At 68.0% G+C, this 16,748-nt stretch carries 13 protein-coding genes; 5 read left to right on the plus strand and 8 right to left on the minus strand.

What is annotated here, in order from left to right; genetic code table 11:
* Window positions 1-2: 2 nt before the first annotated feature.
* Genes ASC87_RS17915 through ASC87_RS17925 form a run of 3 tightly spaced genes read right to left on the minus strand, consistent with a single transcriptional unit; the run spans window position 3 to window position 2,739 of the window.
* Window positions 3-1,094: a DegT/DnrJ/EryC1/StrS aminotransferase family protein gene (locus ASC87_RS17915; RefSeq protein WP_056664997.1), complete on the minus strand. Its 1,092-nt coding sequence runs from the start codon at window positions 1,092-1,094 to the stop codon at window positions 3-5.
* 5 nt (window positions 1,095-1,099) lie between these two features.
* Window positions 1,100-1,681, minus strand: a complete 582-nt coding sequence (locus ASC87_RS17920; protein ID WP_056665000.1) for an acyltransferase — start codon at window positions 1,679-1,681, stop codon at window positions 1,100-1,102.
* Window positions 1,681-2,739 (minus strand): Gfo/Idh/MocA family protein, encoded by a 1,059-nt coding sequence (locus tag ASC87_RS17925; protein WP_056665003.1) that lies wholly within the window; start codon window positions 2,737-2,739, stop codon window positions 1,681-1,683. Before ASC87_RS17925 ends, ASC87_RS17920 begins: the two co-directional genes overlap by 1 nt.
* 45 nt (window positions 2,740-2,784) lie before the next feature.
* Between ASC87_RS17925 and lysS the strand changes: the two genes are divergently transcribed.
* Entirely contained in the window at window positions 2,785-4,353 is a 1,569-nt protein-coding gene (lysS, locus tag ASC87_RS17930; protein ID WP_369820772.1) for a lysine--tRNA ligase, read from the plus strand.
* Between the two features lie 156 nt (window positions 4,354-4,509).
* Here the strand turns inward: lysS and ASC87_RS17935 are convergent, their stop codons facing one another.
* The 5 genes from ASC87_RS17935 to ASC87_RS17955 all read right to left on the minus strand — a co-directional run bounded on the left by ASC87_RS17935 (window position 4,510) and on the right by ASC87_RS17955 (window position 9,550).
* A complete protein-coding gene (locus ASC87_RS17935; RefSeq protein WP_056665009.1) occupies window positions 4,510-4,827 on the minus strand; it encodes a GIY-YIG nuclease family protein in 318 nt (105 codons plus the stop codon).
* Window positions 4,828-4,878: 51 nt separating this feature from the next.
* Window positions 4,879-5,928: a DUF3108 domain-containing protein gene (locus ASC87_RS17940; RefSeq protein ID WP_157604104.1), complete on the minus strand. Its 1,050-nt coding sequence runs from the start codon at window positions 5,926-5,928 to the stop codon at window positions 4,879-4,881.
* Window positions 5,913-7,646, minus strand: coding sequence for a M61 family metallopeptidase (locus ASC87_RS17945; RefSeq protein WP_056665016.1), 1,734 nt, complete (start codon window positions 7,644-7,646; stop codon window positions 5,913-5,915). The genes ASC87_RS17940 and ASC87_RS17945 overlap by 16 nt, the downstream gene beginning before the upstream one ends.
* A 62-nt stretch (window positions 7,647-7,708) precedes the next feature.
* Entirely contained in the window at window positions 7,709-8,437 is a 729-nt protein-coding gene (locus ASC87_RS17950) for a DsbC family protein (protein ID WP_056665019.1), read from the minus strand.
* A gap of 9 nt (window positions 8,438-8,446) precedes the next feature.
* Entirely contained in the window at window positions 8,447-9,550 is a 1,104-nt protein-coding gene (locus tag ASC87_RS17955) for an FAD-dependent monooxygenase (protein ID WP_056665022.1), read from the minus strand.
* Between the two features lie 95 nt (window positions 9,551-9,645).
* On the opposite strand from ASC87_RS17955, the gene ASC87_RS17960 reads away from it, so the two are divergent.
* From ASC87_RS17960 to ASC87_RS17975, 4 genes are all read left to right on the plus strand, one after another.
* Entirely contained in the window at window positions 9,646-12,078 is a 2,433-nt protein-coding gene (locus tag ASC87_RS17960) for an AsmA family protein (RefSeq protein ID WP_056665027.1), read from the plus strand.
* A 117-nt stretch (window positions 12,079-12,195) separates the two neighbouring features.
* Complete coding sequence (locus ASC87_RS17965) at window positions 12,196-14,034, plus strand: ATP-binding protein (protein WP_082568711.1); 1,839 nt, start codon at window positions 12,196-12,198, stop codon at window positions 14,032-14,034.
* Window positions 14,035-14,100: 66 nt separating this feature from the next.
* Complete coding sequence (ychF, locus tag ASC87_RS17970) at window positions 14,101-15,192, plus strand: redox-regulated ATPase YchF (protein ID WP_056665033.1); 1,092 nt, start codon at window positions 14,101-14,103, stop codon at window positions 15,190-15,192.
* A 357-nt stretch (window positions 15,193-15,549) separates the two neighbouring features.
* On the plus strand, window positions 15,550-16,719 hold the full coding sequence (locus tag ASC87_RS17975; protein ID WP_082568712.1) for an IS4 family transposase: 1,170 nt from the start codon (window positions 15,550-15,552) through the stop codon (window positions 16,717-16,719).
* Window positions 16,720-16,748: the final 29 nt, after the last annotated feature.

Below are 16,748 nucleotides of genomic sequence, written 5' to 3' on the forward strand. Positions count from 1 at the left end.
GGTCAGGCCAGCGCTTGGCGCAGCGTCTGCGCGACGCGGTCTTGCTGGGCCTCGGTGAGGTCGGCGCTCATGGGCAGGCTCATCACGCGCTCGCTTGCCGCATCGCTATGGGGGAAATGACCATCGCCCGAGAACGCGGCGTAGGCCGGCTGGCGATGCAGCGGTTTCGGGTAGTGCACGGCCGTGGGAATGCCTTGGGCCTGCAAGCGGGCCTGGACGTCTGCCCGGCCGTCGACGAACACGGTGTACTGGCCCCACACGCAGTCGCGGTCGGGGCGCACGGCCAGCAGCTGCACGCCGCTGCCGGCCAGCAGCGCCGCGTAACGCGCGCCGATTTCGGCACGGCGCTGCAGTTCCCAGCCGAAGCGTTCGAGCTTGGCGAGCACCACGGCGCATTGCAGCGTGTCCATGCGGCCGCCCACGCCCACGCGGGTGTGGGTGTAGCGCGCGCTCTGGCCGTGCACGCGGATCTCGCGGCAGGCCTGGGCCAGCGCGTCATCGCTGGTGAAGATGGCGCCACCGTCGCCGTAGCAGCCCAGCGGCTTGCTCGGGAAGAAGCTGGTGCAGCCGAACGTGCTGAGGGCGCCGCTGCGGCGGCCCTGGTACGTGGCACCGAAACTCTGTGCGGCGTCTTCGATGACGGTGAGGCCGTGGCGTGTGGCGATGTCGTTCAGCGGGGCCATGTCGGCCACCTGGCCGTACAGGCTCACCGGCATGATGGCGCGGGTGCGCGGTGTGATGCGGGCCTCCACCTGCGACCCGTCGAGGTTGCAGGTGTCGGGCTCGATGTCCACGAACACCGGCACGGCCCCCAGCAGCACGATGACCTCGGCGGTGGCGGCAAACGTGAACGGCGTGGTGATGACCTCGTCGCCCGGTTTCACACCCTGGGCCATCAGCGCGATCAGCAGCGCCTCGGTGCCGCTGGCCACGGTGATGCAGTGGCGCGCCCCGGTGAAGGCGGTGAGCTGGCCCTCGAGTTCGGCCACCTCGGGGCCCATGATGTACTGGCCGTGGTCGAGCACGCGCTGCATGCGCTCGGCGATGCGGGGCTTGAGCGCCTGGTACTGCGAGGCCAGGTCGATGAAGGGCAACGCACTCACGCGAGCACCTCGCACTGGCCGTCGCGCAGGCGGTAGCGTTCGCCGGTGGCCGGGCACGCCGCCTCGCCGTCGCCTGCCAGCGGCAGGGCCAGGCGTTCGCCGTGCCGGCTCATCCAGCCGATCTGTTTGGCGGGCACCCCCGCCACCAGCGCGAACGCCGGCACGTCGCGGCTCACCACGGCGCCTGCGCCCACGAAGGCGTACGGGCCCACGGTGGTGCCACACACGATGGTGCAGTTGGCCCCGAGCGTGGCGCCCTGGCGCACCAGCGTGCGCCGGTACTCGTTCTTGCGCACCACGGCCGCACGCGGGTTGAACACGTTCGTGAACACCATGCTGGGGCCGCAGAACACGTCGTCTTCCAGCGTCACGGCGTCGTACACCGACACGTTGTTCTGGATCTTGACGTTGTGGCCGATCACCACGTCGTTGCCGACGTAGGTGCCCTGCCCCAGCGAACACCCGTCGCCGATGCGGGCCCCGGCGCACACGTGGGCGAAGTGCCACACACGGGTGCCGGTGCCGAGCGTGGCGCCGTCGTCGACGATGGCGGACGGGTGGATGGTGGCGGCTGACATCAGAACACCAGCGGCAGGCCCACGCGCACGCCGTCGCGGGCGGAGCGGTAGGCAGCGATCAGCACCTCGAGCGACCGCAGCCCCTCGTAGCCGTCGACCTGCGCCTGCGCTTCGCCGCGCAGCGTGCGGATCACGTTGTCGTAGTACAGCGGGTGGCCCGGGCCGTACACGCTCTCGACACCGTAGCTCGCCTGCTGCACCAGTGCGTCGTCCTCGTGCGGGGTGTCGAACTCCCAGTGCTCGATCTTGTTGACGGCCACGCCGCCCACGCGCACGGTGCCGCGTTCACCCAGCAAGGTGATGCTGCCTTCGAAGTTCTTGTTGTGAGTGAGCATGGTCACGTTGACCGAGGCCAGCGCGCCGCTGCGCAGGCGCAGGCTCATCACGCCGGTGTCTTCCGCCTCGATGTTGCGGGCGAGCGTGGCGGTGTAGGCGTGCACGTTGTCCACCGGGCCCACCAGCCAGTCGACCATGTCGACGTAGTGGCTCGCCTGGTTCATGAAGGCGCCGCCATCCATGTCCCAGCGGCCGCGCCAGGGGGCGGCGTCGTAGTAGGCCTGCGGGCGGGTCCAGAAGACATTGACGTTGACCATCGCCAGGCGGCCGAAGCGGCCCTGGTCCACCGCGCGCTTGACCAGCTGCAGCGTGGCGTTGAGGCGGTTCTGCTTCACCACGAAGAGCTTGACGCGGGCGTCGCGGCAGGCGCGCACCATGGCCACGCCTTCGTCCCACTTGGTGGCCATGGGCTTTTCGCTCAGCACGTGGCGGCCGGCCTGGGCCACGCGGATGGCCTGCTGCGGGTGCAGGCCGCTCGGGGTGGCCAGCACCACCAGGTCGGGGTTGCTGTTGGCGAGCAGGTCGTCGAGGGACGAGAACCCGGGCGCACCCGTGTCGGCCGCGGCGCGCACGAGTGATTCGGGGTGGGTGTCGCACACCGCGACCCATTCGGCGCGGTCGGCGTGCTGTTTGAGCGCCTCGATGTGGTTTTTCGAGATGCGGCCGCAGCCGACCAGTGCCAGACGCAGTTTGCGGTCCCGGATGACGGACGGTACGGGCATGAGGGCTCTTTTCGGGCGGAACGCCCGGGTAAAGCCGAAGATTTTATGCGCCCTGGCCCGTCCGGGCCTCGAGATGGTGCGCAGCCGCATAAAATTGCGGCCGCACCGAGAATCCCCATGAACCAACCCATCCTCCCCATCGACGAGAACCTGCTGATCGCCACCCGCCGCGAAAAGCTTGCGGCCATCCGCCAGCAGGGCGTGGCCTTCCCGAACGACTTCAAACCGGCGCACCGCGCAGCGGCGCTGTCAGGCGAACACGGCGACAAGGACAACGAAACCCTCGAACCGCTGAACGTCTCCGTGTCGGTGGCGGGCCGGATGATGCTCAAACGGGTGATGGGCAAGGCGAGCTTCGCCTCGTTGCAGGACGCCACGGGCCGCATCCAGCTGTACGTGTCGCGCGACGGCATCGGCGAGGAAGCCTACGCCGCGTTCAAGCACTACGACCTGGGTGACATCCTGGGCGCGGAAGGCACGCTGTTCAAGACCAAGACCGGGGAACTGTCGGTCAAGGTCACGACGTTGCGGCTGCTGACCAAGAGCCTGCGGCCCCTGCCCGGCGAATTCCAGGGCATGGCCGACCAGGAGCAGAAGTACCGCCAGCGCTACGTGGACCTGATCACCGACGAAGACGCCCGCAAGCGTTTCGCCGCGCGCAGCCGCGCCATCAGCTCGATCCGCCAGTACATGGTGGACAACGGGTTCATGGAGGTGGAGACGCCCATGCTGCACCCGATCCCGGGTGGCGCGAACGCGAAGCCGTTTGTCACGCACCACAACGCACTCGACCAGGACATGTTCCTGCGCATCGCGCCCGAGCTGTACCTCAAGCGCCTGATCGTGGGCGGGTTCGAGCGCGTGTTCGAGATCAACCGCAGCTTCCGCAATGAAGGCATCTCGGTCCGGCACAACCCGGAATTCACGATGATGGAGTTCTACGCGGCGTTCTGGAACCACCACGACCTGATGGACTTCACCGAAAACGTGCTGCGCCATGCCGCGCGTGAAGCCACCGGTTCGGCCACGCTGACGTACGGCGGCAAGCCGGTGGACCTGGAGCCGGCCTTCACGCGCCTGACGGTGCGCGATTCGCTGGTGGCCCATGCGGGGCTGACGGCCGCCGAAGCCGACGACACCGAGGTGCTGCGCGCCCGCCTGAAAAAGTCCGGCGAGGAAGCGCCTGCGCACTGGAAGCTGCCGGAGCTGCAGTTCGGCCTGTTCGAGGCGGTGGTGGAAGAGCAGCTGTGGAACCCCACGTTCATCATCGACTACCCGGTGGAGGTGTCGCCACTGGCCCGCGCGTCGGACACGAACCCGGCCATCACCGAACGCTTCGAGCTGTTCATCACCGGGCGCGAGTACGCCAACGGGTTCTCCGAGCTCAACGATGCGGAAGACCAGGCGGCGCGGTTCCAGTCGCAGGCGGCCAACAAGGAAGCCGGGGATGAGGAGGCGATGTACTACGACGCTGACTTCATCCGGGCGCTGGAGTACGGCATGCCGCCTACCGGTGGGTGCGGGATCGGGCTGGATCGGTTGATGATGCTGGTGACGGATTCGCCGAGCATTCGGGATGTGATCTTGTTTCCGTCGTTGCGAAAAGAGGGCTGACACAACGCTTGTCATACCGGCGAACGCCGGTACCCACCGGCCGCAGTGGGCCCCGGTTTTCACCGGGGTGACCGACATGTCATACCGGCGAACGCCGGGTACCCACCGCCCGCAGTAGGCCCCGGTTTTCACCGGGGTGACATGGGGGGTGTGAGCTCACTCCGGCCTGAGCGACACACCGCCCAGGAGCTCGCCATACAGGTCGTGCCATCGCGGGTTCATCGCCTCGATCAGTTCGATCTTCCACGCCCGCTGCCATTCCTTGATGCGACGCTCGCGCACGACCATCTCGCGCGCCGATCCATGAACCTCGAACCACACCAGCCGGTCCACCCGGTGCATGCGCGTGAATCCATCGAACGTGCCAGACTTGTGTTGGAAGACGCGGTGAACCAGGTGGCTCGTGGAGCCCGCATACAGCGTGCCGTTGCGCCCGCTGGCCAACAGATAGACAAAGTAGACCTTCTCGTTCATCCCACCGACTGTGCCGGCCACAGGCCGAGCACCGCCTCATAAGACGCCTCCTTACGACCCCAACTCCGGCGGCTTCGTAATCATCAAATCCACAAACGTCTCCGCATCCTGGTGGATCTTCAGCCGGATGGGCAGGTACTGGAACTGCGGCGCGATCCACATCTCCACCGACAAGTCACCGCCAGCCTTCGGCACCAGCCGGGGCTTCAACCGGTACACCGAAATCTCGCCGAAGTTGGTCCACAGCAGTTCGGGTTCCGACACGTCGTACACCATGCGGCTGACCGCCCGCGGCAGCGCGAGGGGCACGGTGACGGTGGCGCCCGGCTTCAACTGCTCCGGGTGGGTGCTGAACTGCCACGCGAGCTGGACGAACTGGCTGGCGGTGTCCTGCACACCCGCCCACCGTTCGCGGCGCTGGCCGTTGGCAAGCAGCACATGGTCGGGCTCCAGCAGCACGGTGGCCCGGGTGGGCTGGCTGAAGGCCAGCTTGGTCTGCTGGTCGTAGCGGCGCGGCATCAGCCCCTCGGCGGTGATGACCCCCTCGCTGCTCATGCGGCGTGACATGAACGGGGCCACCTTCAACCCGACGTACACGTCCAGGTGCACCTGGTAGCGGTCGTCTTCCCGCAACCACTCGACCTGTGCGGTGCCGTACACCTCGCCGCGGTAGTAGCCGGTGAGGTCGAAGCTCACCCGCGTGGCCCGCGGCCATTCGAACGGCGGGGCACTGGCGGCGTCCGCCACGGGCACCACGACGGGGACAGACGCGGCCTCCGCCACCACCGGGGCCGAGGCGGGTGCTGTGACGGGTTCGGGCGCCGATGCCGCCGGCGCCGCGGGTTCGGGCGCGGGTGGCGCCGCGGCCGCCACCCGTTTCGGACGCGGTGCCGGCGCGGCCTTGGCCACCACGACGGGATCGGCCAGCTCCATGCTGCGCACGTAGGTGGCCTTCATGCGCTCGGGCATCGGGTCGCCGCGGCCGAAACCGGCGAGGTGCAAACCCACCTGCTGCACGACACACCCGTGCACCGCGACGACCGCGCCCACCAGCGCGGCGAGCGCCGCGGCCCGCACGCGGCGGCTCAACCGGGCAGCCACGCCCGCCGCAGGTCGAGCGCCGCCGCCGCGGTGCTGGCCACCGCCGTGGGCGCCAGCGTCACGGCACCAGCGTCTGCCGCGTCGGGCACCGTTGCCGAGAGGCGGCGCACCCGCCCGTCGCGCACGGTCAAGAGTTCGACCTGGCCCGAGGCCGGCAGCAGCCGCAACGCATCGTCGAGGCGGCGCACGCGCCAGTCGTCGACGGCCAGCAGTTCATCGCCCGCCGACAACCCCGCCACCTCGCCAGCCCCGCCCCGCAGCACCGACTGCACCTTGATGCCGGTCAACGGCCCTTCGGACACCCGCAGGCCCAGGCGCTGCGCGAGCGTGGGCGGCTGCGCCGTCCAGCTCACGCCCACGCGGGCCAGCAGTTTTTGCAGCGGCAGGTCGTCGGTGCCGTGCACCCACGCCGCGAGTTCCTTGGCCATCGGACGGCCCGAGACCTCCCGCAGGACCGCGGCGATGTCGGCCTCGCTGACCGGCCCGCCGCCGCTGCGCGCCCACAGGCCGCGCATCACGTCGTCGAGCGTGCCGCGGCCTTCGTCGCGCAACGTGAGGTCGAGCGCGAGGGCCACGAGCGAGCCCTTGGTGTAGTAGCTGATGGTCGAGTTCGGGGTGTTTTCGTCGCCGCGGTAGTACTTGACCCACGCGTCGAAGCTCGCCTGCGCCACGCTCTGCACCTTGCGGCCCGGCATGCCGAGCACGCCCGTGACCGTCTTGGCCACGAGCTTGAGGTATCGCGCCGGGTCGATCAGGCCGGTGCGCAGCAGGAACTGGTCGTCGTAGTAGGACGTGAACCCCTCGAAGAACCACAGCAGCTGGGTGTAGTTCTCCTGCGTGTAGTCGTAGCGCGCGAACTCGGCCGGCCGCAGGCGCTTGACGTTCCAGGTGTGGAAGTACTCGTGGCTGATGAGCCCGAGCAGCGTGACGTACCCGTCGGAGAGTTCGGTCTTCCCGCGCTGCGGCAGGTCGCGCCGGGCGGCGATCAGCGCCGTGCTGGCGCGGTGTTCCAGGCCGCCGTACCCGTCGTCCACCGCGTTGAGCAGGAACACGTAGCGCTTGAAGTGCGGCTTTTTCTTGCCGTGCCAGAACGTGATCTGCGACTCGCAGATGCGGCGGGTGTCGGCCAGCAGGCGGTCACCGTCGAAATCGGGCAGCGCCCCGGCCACCACGAACTCGTGCGGCACCCCGGCCGCCTTGAACGTGCCCCGCCAGAAGCGGCCCAGTTCCACCGGGTGGTCCACCAGCTCGTCGTACCCGGTGGCCTGGAAGGCCCCGCGCCCGTCGGCGGGCGTCATCGAGGTGGCCACGTCCCAGCCCTTGGGCAGGCGGGCGAGTTCGAGGCGGTGAGGTTCGTCCTCGCGGCCGTGCACCCGCAGGCACACGCCGGTGCCGTTGAAGAAGCCGCGCTCCGCATCGAGGAAAGCGGCCCGCACCGAGGTGTCGAACGCGTAGACCGTGTAGGTGACGACCAGTGCGCCGCGGCCTTCGCAGCGCGCGATCCACGTGGCCTTGTCGGCCTGCTGCAGCACCACCTCGCGGCTGCCCTGACGCGCCGAGACGCCGGACAGGTGCCGGGCGAATTCCCGCACCAGGTAGCTGCCGGGGATCCACACCGGCAGGCTCAGGGTCTGGTCGGCGGCCGGATCGGGCACCGACAGGGTCACCTGGTACAGGTGCGCGTGGACATCGGCAAGGGTGACGCGGTACGAGATCATCGGCGAAGGGCTCCGTGTGGCGGCGTTGCGGGCATTGTCACCCGCCGCCACACGACCCGCCGTCAGGACTTCGACGCGGCAGCCAGGCGTTTCTCGATTTCGTCCAGGCCGATGGCACCCGGCACGCGGGTGTTGTCGCTGAAGACGAGGGCCGGCGTGCCGTTGACACGGTGCTTGCGGCTCAGCGCCAGGTTGCGGTCGATCGGGGTGTCGCAGCTGCCCATGTTGCGCACCGGCTGCTTGCCCTCCAGCATCCAGCCGAGCCAGGCCTTGGCCTGGTCTTTCGAGCACCAGATGTTCTTCGACTTTTCGCCCGAGTCGGGGCCCAGCACCGGGATCAGGAAGGTGTAGACGGTGACGTCCTTCAGCTTCTGCAGGTCGACCTCGAGGCGCTTGCAGTAGCCGCAGTTGGGGTCCGAGAAGACCACGAGCTTGCGGGCGCCGGTGCCGTTTTTCCAGACGATGGCGTCCTTCATGGGCAGCTTGTCGAACACGAAGCCCGAGAGTTTCTCCTGGCGGGCCTTGGTGAGGTCCTTGCGGGCGCGGGCATCGATGAGGCTGCCCTCGATGATGTAGCTGGCCGTTTCGTCCGAGTACACGATCTCGGAGCCGCCCAGGCGCACTTCGTAGAGGCCGGGGATCTCGGTCTTGGTGACTTCGTCGATGGGGGGCAGGTCAGGCACCCGCTCGGGCAGGTTCTTGCGGATGGCCGCCTCGTCGGCGAAGGCGAACGAACTGGCGAGGACGCCGGCGGCCAACGCCAGCAGGGTGCGGGTGACGGGATGTTTCATGGTCTGCTTTCAGAAATCGAGTGCACGCGCCGTGAGCCAGCGTTTCAACGGGGGCAGTTGATTGACGAGACCCATGCCGCGGTTGCGAAGTTCCCGCAACGGGGCCTGGGATCCTGCGAACAAATGCAACAAGCCGTCGGTCAGTTGGCCCATCGCCCGGGTGGGCAGGTCGCGCACCCGTTCGTACCGCCGCAGCAACCGGGGGTCACCCACCGGCCGCCACGTTTCACGAGAAGAAATCACCTGGGTCAGCGCGACGACGTCGGCCAGCCCGAGATTGAGGCCCTGCCCGGCCAGCGGGTGCACGACGTGCGCCGCATCGCCCAGCAACACCCAGCCGGGGCCGCTCCAGGCGTGCGCACGGGCCTGCATCAGCGGCCACGAGGCGCGTTCGCCGGCCAGCGCCAGCGCGCCAGCGTCGCCACGAGTGGCCTCGTTCAGCGCGGCCTCGAACGCCGGCACGTCGAGCGCCAGCAGTTCCTGCGCGCGGGCTTCGGGCAACGACCAGACGAGCGCGTAACCGTGGTCGGGCACCGGCGCGTCGAACGGGAGCAGCGCCAGCACGTCGGGTGAGCGGAACCACTGGCGCGCCACGTTGCGGTGGGACACCGGCGTGGTCAGCCGCGCGGCGATGGCCCGGTGGCCGTAGTCGTGGCGTTCGAACACCACGCCCAGGCCTTCGCGGCCGGCCGAGGCCTTGCCTTCGCACACGGCGGTCAGCGTGGCGTCCACCGGCGCTGGCACCACCGACACGTGCGGCGCGTACCGAACGGCAGAATCCAGCGCCTGCTCCAGCAGGGCGGCGTCGGTGATCCAGGCCAGTTCGGCCACCTGCTGCTGCCAGGCCGAGAACTCCAGCACGCCGGAGGTGTCACCTTCCACATGCATGCCGTGGACGGCGGTGGCGGCATGGGCCGGCAAGGCGTCCCACACCTTGAGTTCGCGCAGCAGCGCCACGGAAGCGGCGTTGAGGGCGTAGGCGCGCACGTCGGCGCGGGCCGGTGCAGCGGCGTCGGCCACGAGGGCCACGCGCAGCCCCAGCCGGGCAAGCGACAGCGCCAGGCTTCGGCCCACGATGCCCGCGCCGCGCACACACACGTCATGACGTTTCATCCGTCCCATTGTAGAGACGCACGGAGGGCCTCTGACCCTGGGCACAATGCCCGGGTTTCCACCACGCCGGCCCGGTGCCGGACCTTCGGTCATCCATGGCGACTTCCCGGCTCCGCAAGATCTCGTTCGTGTTCGGTGGGCTGGTGCTGCTCGCCGTGGTCGCCCTCGTGTGGCTCGTGGCCAGTTTCGATCCCAACGCCTACAAGGGCCTGGCCATCGACTGGATGAAAACCGAACGCCACCGCACGCTGGTGATCGACGGGCCCATCAAGCTCTCGGTGTTTCCGCGGCTCACGGTGCAGCTGTCGGCGGTGACCCTGAGTGAACGCGACAAACCCGACACCTTCGCCCACCTCGACGACGTGTCGCTGTCGGTGGCGGTGATGCCGCTGCTGCGCAAGCGCCTGGAGGTGGACCGCATCGCCGCACGCGGCCTGCGGGCCACCTACCGCCGCGCCGCCGACGGCACCACCAACATCGACGACCTGCTGGACAAGCAGAAGCCCGACCCCGTGGCCGAAGGCGGCCCGAAGGGTGAAGCGCTCGCGTTCGACGTGCAATCGATCCGGTTCGACGACCTGCGGCTCACGGTGCACGACGCACTCGCCAAGATCGACGGCGACCTGGCCATCACCACGTTCAGCACCGGCCGATTGGCCGACCAGCGCGAATCGCCCATCGAACTGGATGCACAGCTGGCACTCACCCAACCCGCGTTGGCCGGCCGGCTGAGTGGCAAGACCCTGCTCAAGCTCGACCTGAAGACCAGTTCGGTAGCGCTGCGCGACATGCAGCTCGCCTGGGCCGGGGATGCGTTCGGCATCAAGGCGCTCGACACCAGGGTCACCGGCGCCCTTGCCTACGACGGCGCCGCCGGCACGCTGTCGGCCGACAACCTCGACGCCCGCATCGGTGCGGTGCTGGGCGCGTTGCGCCTGGACGGTTCGCAGGTGGCGCTCAAGGCGTTCGGCTACGACCCGGCCAAACAGCAACTTTCGCTCGACCAGTTGAAGGTGCGCATCGCCGGCAAGCAGGACGGCCACCCACTCAAGCTCGACCTCGACTGGCCCACGCTCGCGGTGAAGGGCAACACGCTCAGTGGCGGGCCGGTGACCGGCGCGCTGTCGCTCCAAGGGCCCACGGCCATCGACGCCACCTTCAAGTCGGCCGCGCCGAAGGGCAATTTCGAGCGCATCGAGGTGCCGGCGTTCGAGACCACGCTGAAGGGCAGCAGCGGGCCCCGCCGGCTGGGCGGCACCGTGCGGTCCGACCTGCGGCTCGACGTGGCCGGGCGCGTGCTGTCGGTGGAAGCACTCGTGGCGCGGCTGCGCATCGAGGAACCCTCACTGCAGCCGCTGGCGCTCAACGTGAACGGTCGCGCCACGGCGTCCGCCGACGCGGCCTCGTGGAAGCTGTCGGGTGACATCAACACGAACCCGTTCGACACCGACGGACAGGTGCGCCTGGCCGACAAGCCGATGGCCATCACCGCATCGGCGAATTTCAAGGCGCTCGACCTGAACCGCCTGCTGCCGGCCGCCTCGGCCACCACCGCACCAGCGGCCTCCGCACCGGCCGGCGGCGGTGCGGGTGACGCGGCACCGGTCGATCTGTCCGCACTCAAGTCGATGCAGGGCCGGCTCAGCCTGCGCGCCGGCACATTCGCGTTCCGGCAGTACCGGGCGGCCAACCTGGCACTGGACGCCACGCTGTCGGGCGGGGTGTTACGCGCGAGCCCGTTCGCGGCCGACCTGTGGAAGGGCCGGCTCGACATGGCGGTGACCGCCGACGCCGGCGCGAACCGGGTGGCCGCGAAAGGCGCGGCCACGGGCATCGACGTGGCCGCGCTGCTGAAGGACGTGGCAGACAAGGACCTGCTGGAGGGCCGGGGCCGCGTGTCGTTCGACCTCGACACCGCGGGCCGCACCGTGGGCCAGATGAAGGCCCGGCTGCACGGCCAGGCAGGCCTGCAGTTGCAGGACGGGGCCATCAAGGGCATCAACCTCGCGAAACAGCTGCGCCAGGCGCGCGCGGCGCTGTCGATGAAGGCTGATGCCGACACCCGGGCCACCGCCACCGAAAAGACCGACTTCTCGGAACTGAGCGCATCGTTCGCCATCACCGACGGCATCGCCCGCAGCAGCGACCTGAGTGTCAAGAGCCCGTTCCTGCGCCTGGGCGGCGAGGGCCTGGTCGACATCCCGAAAAGCCGCATCGACTACACCGTGCGGGCCACGGTGGCCGAAACCTCGAAGGGCCAGGGGGGTGCCGAACTGGCCGAGTTGCGCGGGGTCACCATCCCCGTGCAGTTGACCGGGCCGCTCGATGCCGTGGCCTGGCGCATCCGCTGGTCGGCGGTGGCGGCCGACGTGCTGAAGAGCCAGGTGGGGAAAAAGGTGGAGGAGCGGCTCAAGGACAAGCTGAGCGAACGCCTCGGCCTGCCGCCGCGCAGCGCCAGTGCACCGGAAGGGGGCGCCTCGCGTCCGGAGGACGAGCTGAAGCGCAAGCTGCGGGGTCTCTTCAAGTAGCCAGGCCTTGCGGCTGAGAAAGGCCTCCGGCCGCGCGCAATCCGTCACGAAAAGTGCCCCTGGGCCACACCTGGACTGCGCCGCGCGGCGCGTGGCTACCCGGAGAATCCCTTCCCTATGCCTTCCACGCAAATGCCTCTCGCCCAGCGGTCCCCGGCGGCCCACTCGGCGCCCAGGCTGACGCTGGTCGCCCGGCGCACGGCCCTCTGGCTGTTCCTGCTGATCGCCGGGTGCATCGCGGTGCTGTGGGGCGCCGAGTCGGCCGCCGGCCTGCTGTCGCCGTCCGACCATGTCGGCTTCCCGCTGATGATGGGATGGTTCATCGCGCTCGCCCTGCTGGTGTGGCGCAAGCCGTCGCAGTTGCTGCTCACCCAGGGCCTGGTGACCCTGGGGCTTGCCGCCTACCTGGTGGGCACCGTCGGCTATGCGCTGCTCGTGGAACAGCACATCGGCCTGTACGCCGCCACGTCGATGTCGTATTGGGTGATGGGTGCGCACCTGATGCTGTTTTTCACCTGGCCGGCGGCCAGGGCCTGGGCGCTGAGTGTCGGGATCACCGTGCTGTCCACGCTGCCCGCGGTGGTGGTGCAATGGCGCGGCACCGCCATACCGGGCTGGCGCGACGTGCTGTGGCCGTTCTACCTGAACGGCTGTTTCGCACAGGTGCTGCTGGGCATCGTCCTGTATGGCATCGCGCGGCAGATGAGCCAGCTGGTCCAGCTCACCCCCGTCCAGCCCGACCGCGAACCCTTCACCGTCAACGAGTTCATCGCCCACCGCATGCGCGACCTGGAACTGGCCCGCGACGCGGCGGAACAGGCATCCGAGGCGAAATCGAGTTTCCTCGCCACGATGAGCCACGAGCTGCGCACCCCGCTGCACGGGGTGCTGGGCGCGGCCGACCTGCTGCGTGACCAGTCCACCTCACCCCAGCAACGGGCCGAGCTGATCGAGACCGTGCGCCGGGGGGGTACCCACCTGCTGCACCTGATCAACGACGTGCTGGACCTCTCCCGCATCGAGGCGGGCCGTGTCGAGATCTTCAACGAAGGGTTCGACCTGCACACCTGCCTCGCCCACGTGCGCGACACGATGCAGCCGCAGGCCCTGGCCAAGTCGCTCAAGCTCATGTACCGCACCGCACCGAAGTTGCCAGCGTGTGTGCACGGCGATGAATTCCGGCTCAAGCAGGTGCTGATCAACCTGCTCGGCAACGCGCTGAAGTTCACCGACCAGGGCCACGTGAGCCTCGAAGTCGACTACGACCGCGCCCGCAGCGAACTGCTGCTGCGCATCCAGGACACCGGCATCGGCATTGCCCCGAACGAACTGGCCCGGGTGTTCGACGCCTTCCACCAGGCCGACAGCGGCAGCACGCGCCGGTTTGCCGGCACCGGTCTCGGCCTGGCGATCACCCGGCAGCTCGTCACGCTCATGGGCGGGCGCATCATGCTCGACAGCCAGCCGGGCGTGGGCACGCGGGTGCAGCTGCAACTGCCGCTGCCCGTCAGCGATGCGCCCGGGCGCGACCCGATGAGCAGCACGGCGTCCTTCGAGGCGGGGTTGGCCGGCGTGCGGGTGCTGCTGGTGGACGACGACCCCATCAACACGATGATCGCCGAGCAGATGCTCCGCGGTGCTGCCGTCCATGTCCGCACCGTGCACTCGGGCATGGCGGCCCTGGAGGCCCTGGCCCAGGGCGGCTACGACCTGGTGCTGATGGATTGGCTGATGCCGGGCATGGACGGGCTCGAGACCACGCGCCGCATGCGGGCCGGTTCCGCAGGTGGGGCCGCCCAGGCCATGCCCGTGATCGGCATGACCGCCCACGCCTTCGCCGAGGACCGGGCCGCCTGCCTTCAGGCCGGCATGGACGAGGTGCTGGTGAAGCCTGTCTCCCGGGCTCAGCTGCTGCGCGCCATCAAGCGGACGGTGGAAGTGCGCGACCGCCCGTAAAATACGCCTTTTGCACCGTCCGTCACGGCGGTTGCGCCACCCACCGCGCGTCCGCGCCATCACACCATGAGCCTCAAATGCGGCATCGTGGGCCTGCCGAACGTCGGCAAGTCCACCCTCTTCAACGCCCTCACCAAGGCAGGCATCGCGGCCGAAAACTACCCGTTCTGCACGATCGAGCCCAACGTCGGCATCGTCGAGCTGCCCGATCCCCGCCTCCAGGACCTGGCCACCATCGTCCAGCCCGAGCGCATCGTGCCCGCCATCGTGGAATTCGTGGACATCGCGGGCCTGGTGGCCGGCGCGTCGAAGGGTGAAGGCCTGGGGAACCAATTCCTCGCCCACATCCGCGAAACCGACGCCATCGTCAACGTGGTGCGCTGCTTCGACGACGAAAACGTCATCCACGTGGCCGGCAAGGTGGACCCCATCTCCGACATCGAGGTCATCCAGACCGAGCTGTGCCTGGCCGACCTCGGCACCGTCGAGAAAGCCGTCCACCGGGCGCAGAAGCTCGGCCGTGCGGGTGACAAGGACGCGCTCAAGCTCGTCGAAGTGCTCGTGAAAGTGCAGGCCGCGCTCGACGAGGCCATGCCCGTGCGTTCGCTGGGCCTCAGCAAGGACGACCAGGCCTTGATCAAGCCGCTGTGCCTGATCACCGCCAAGCCGGCCATGTTCGTGGGCAACGTCGACGAAAGCGGGTTCGAGAACAACCCGTACCTCGACCGCCTGCGCGAGTACGCCAACAGCCAGAAGGCCCCGGTGGTGGCCATCTGCGCGAAGACCGAGGCCGAGCTGTCCGAGATGGAAGACGAGGACCGCCTGATGTTCCTGCAGGAGATGGGCCAGACCGAACCGGGCCTGAACCGCCTGATCCGCGCCGGCTTCTCGCTGCTGGGCCTGCAGACCTACTTCACCGCGGGTGTGAAGGAAGTGCGCGCCTGGACCATCCACATCGGCGACACCGCCCCGCAGGCCGCCGGCGTGATCCACACCGACTTCGAACGCGGGTTCATCCGCGCCCAGACCATCGCCTACGCCGACTTCGTGGCGTTCAAGGGTGAGCAAGGGGCGAAGGACGCCGGGAAGATGCGTGCGGAAGGCAAGGAATACGTGGTCAAGGATGGGGATGTGTTGAACTTCCTGTTCAACGTCTGAGGCGGCTCGAGCCGTTGCTGCCTATCCTGTGATGCCGGCGAAGGCCCCCTGCTGTCCGGGGAAAAAACAGGCTGTCGCCCCGGCGAAGGCCGGGGTCTCCACCTTCTCGCTCAACAGCAGCGTTCCCGTCCACCGCTGGAGATCCCGGCGTTCGCCCACTACTGTCCGGAATAAATTGGACCGAGGTCACGTAAGTTGTTGCGAGCACTCGCTGTTTGGGATAAATCCCAGAGCGCCAACTCAACGCCCACTACTGTCCGGAATAAATTGGACCGAGGTCACGTAAGTTGTTGCGAGCACTCGCTGTTTGGGATAAATCCCAGAGCGCCAACTCAAAACAACCGAGGAGCTCGCAACATGTTCAGGATAAGCCAGTTCGAAGAGTTGCTGAAGCCGATACCACGGGGTCGTTTCGACTCGCTCGTGGAAAGGCATCGAGCGGATCGCCACTGCAAGGGCTTCGGTGCCCGCGACCAGCTGCTGGTGATGCTGTGCGGGCAGTGGAGTGATTGCAAGGGGCTTCGGCACACAGTCGAGCACTTCAACACCCACAAAAACGTCCACCACCACTTGGGCACGGACGAGGTGCGCAAGTCCACGCTGGCCGACGCCAACGCCAAGCGTTCACCCGAGGTGTTTGCCGATGTCGTGCGATCCCTCATGAGCGCAGTTCAGGGCGAGGCACGCAGCGGCTGCAGCAAGGTACTTCATCTGCTGGATTCGACTTCGATCACGTTGAAAGGTCGCGAGTTCGACCATTGGACGTTGCACAACCGAACCCGGCATACGCAAGGTGTGAAGCTGCACTTGGTGTTCGATGCAAAGACACGGGCGCCGATCTGGCACAGCATCACCGCTCCGAACGTCAACGACCGGGATGAAGGCGTGAAAGTGCCGATCCAACAGGGCGTGACGTACGTGTTCGACAAGGGCTACTGCGACTACAACTGGTGGTACTCCATCGAGCAGCAGGGCGCGCAGTTCGTGACCCGGTTCAAGAAGAACGCATCGCTTGCTATCGAGGAAAACAGGGAAGTTCCCGAGGACGCAGGGGACAAGATCCTGAGCGATCAATTGGTCAGGCTAGCCAATCGCAATCCGGGTGGCGGACGACGCAATCGGTACGAGCGGGTACTGCGGCGCATCGAAGTGGCCCGTGAGGGCAAGGCCGCGTTGATCCTTGCGACCAACGATCTGAGCTCGTCGGCACTGAGCATCGCTCAGGCGTACCAGGATCGCTGGGACATCGAGCTGTTCTTCAAGTGGATCAAGCAGCACCTGAACATAAAGCGGTTCTTGGGGCGCAGCGAACGAGCGGTGCGAACGCAGATCCTCATTGCCATGATCGCCTACCTGCTGCTGGTGCTGCACAAGAAGGCGACCGGGTCGCCCAAAACACTATGGGAGTTGCTGTGTGAGGTCAGCTCAAAGCTGTTCATGCGCCCGGACACACAAAACCAGTTGTATCGACGACGAAGGCAAGCCGCGCAAGCCTTCGCCGCCGCCCAACCGCCCCTGTTCAACTGAGGGGGAAATTATTCCGGACAGTAGTGGGC

It is taken from the genome of Rhizobacter sp. Root1221 (assembly GCF_001425785.1).
In the GTDB taxonomy this organism is placed as follows: Bacteria; Pseudomonadota; Gammaproteobacteria; order Burkholderiales; family Burkholderiaceae_C; genus Rhizobacter.

Bases quoted from the DNA above. Each gene is read 5' to 3' on its own strand.
- lysS (WP_369820772.1), top strand. From the start codon at position 2,785: ATGCGCCCTGGCCCGTCCGGGCCTCGAGATGGTGCGCAGCCGCATAAA.
- ASC87_RS17950 (WP_056665019.1), bottom strand. From the start codon at position 8,437: ATGAAACATCCCGTCACCCGCACCCTGCTGGCGTTGGCCGCCGGCGTC.
- ASC87_RS17960 (WP_056665027.1), top strand. From the start codon at position 9,646: ATGGCGACTTCCCGGCTCCGCAAGATCTCGTTCGTGTTCGGTGGGCTG.
- ASC87_RS17975 (WP_082568712.1), top strand. From the start codon at position 15,550: ATGTTCAGGATAAGCCAGTTCGAAGAGTTGCTGAAGCCGATACCACGG.
- ychF (WP_056665033.1), top strand. From the start codon at position 14,101: ATGAGCCTCAAATGCGGCATCGTGGGCCTGCCGAACGTCGGCAAGTCC.
- ASC87_RS17955 (WP_056665022.1), bottom strand. From the start codon at position 9,550: ATGAAACGTCATGACGTGTGTGTGCGCGGCGCGGGCATCGTGGGCCGA.
- ASC87_RS17925 (WP_056665003.1), bottom strand. From the start codon at position 2,739: ATGCCCGTACCGTCCGTCATCCGGGACCGCAAACTGCGTCTGGCACTG.
- ASC87_RS17945 (WP_056665016.1), bottom strand. From the start codon at position 7,646: ATGATCTCGTACCGCGTCACCCTTGCCGATGTCCACGCGCACCTGTAC.
- ASC87_RS17920 (WP_056665000.1), bottom strand. From the start codon at position 1,681: ATGTCAGCCGCCACCATCCACCCGTCCGCCATCGTCGACGACGGCGCC.
- ASC87_RS17935 (WP_056665009.1), bottom strand. From the start codon at position 4,827: ATGAACGAGAAGGTCTACTTTGTCTATCTGTTGGCCAGCGGGCGCAAC.
- ASC87_RS17965 (WP_082568711.1), top strand. From the start codon at position 12,196: ATGCCTTCCACGCAAATGCCTCTCGCCCAGCGGTCCCCGGCGGCCCAC.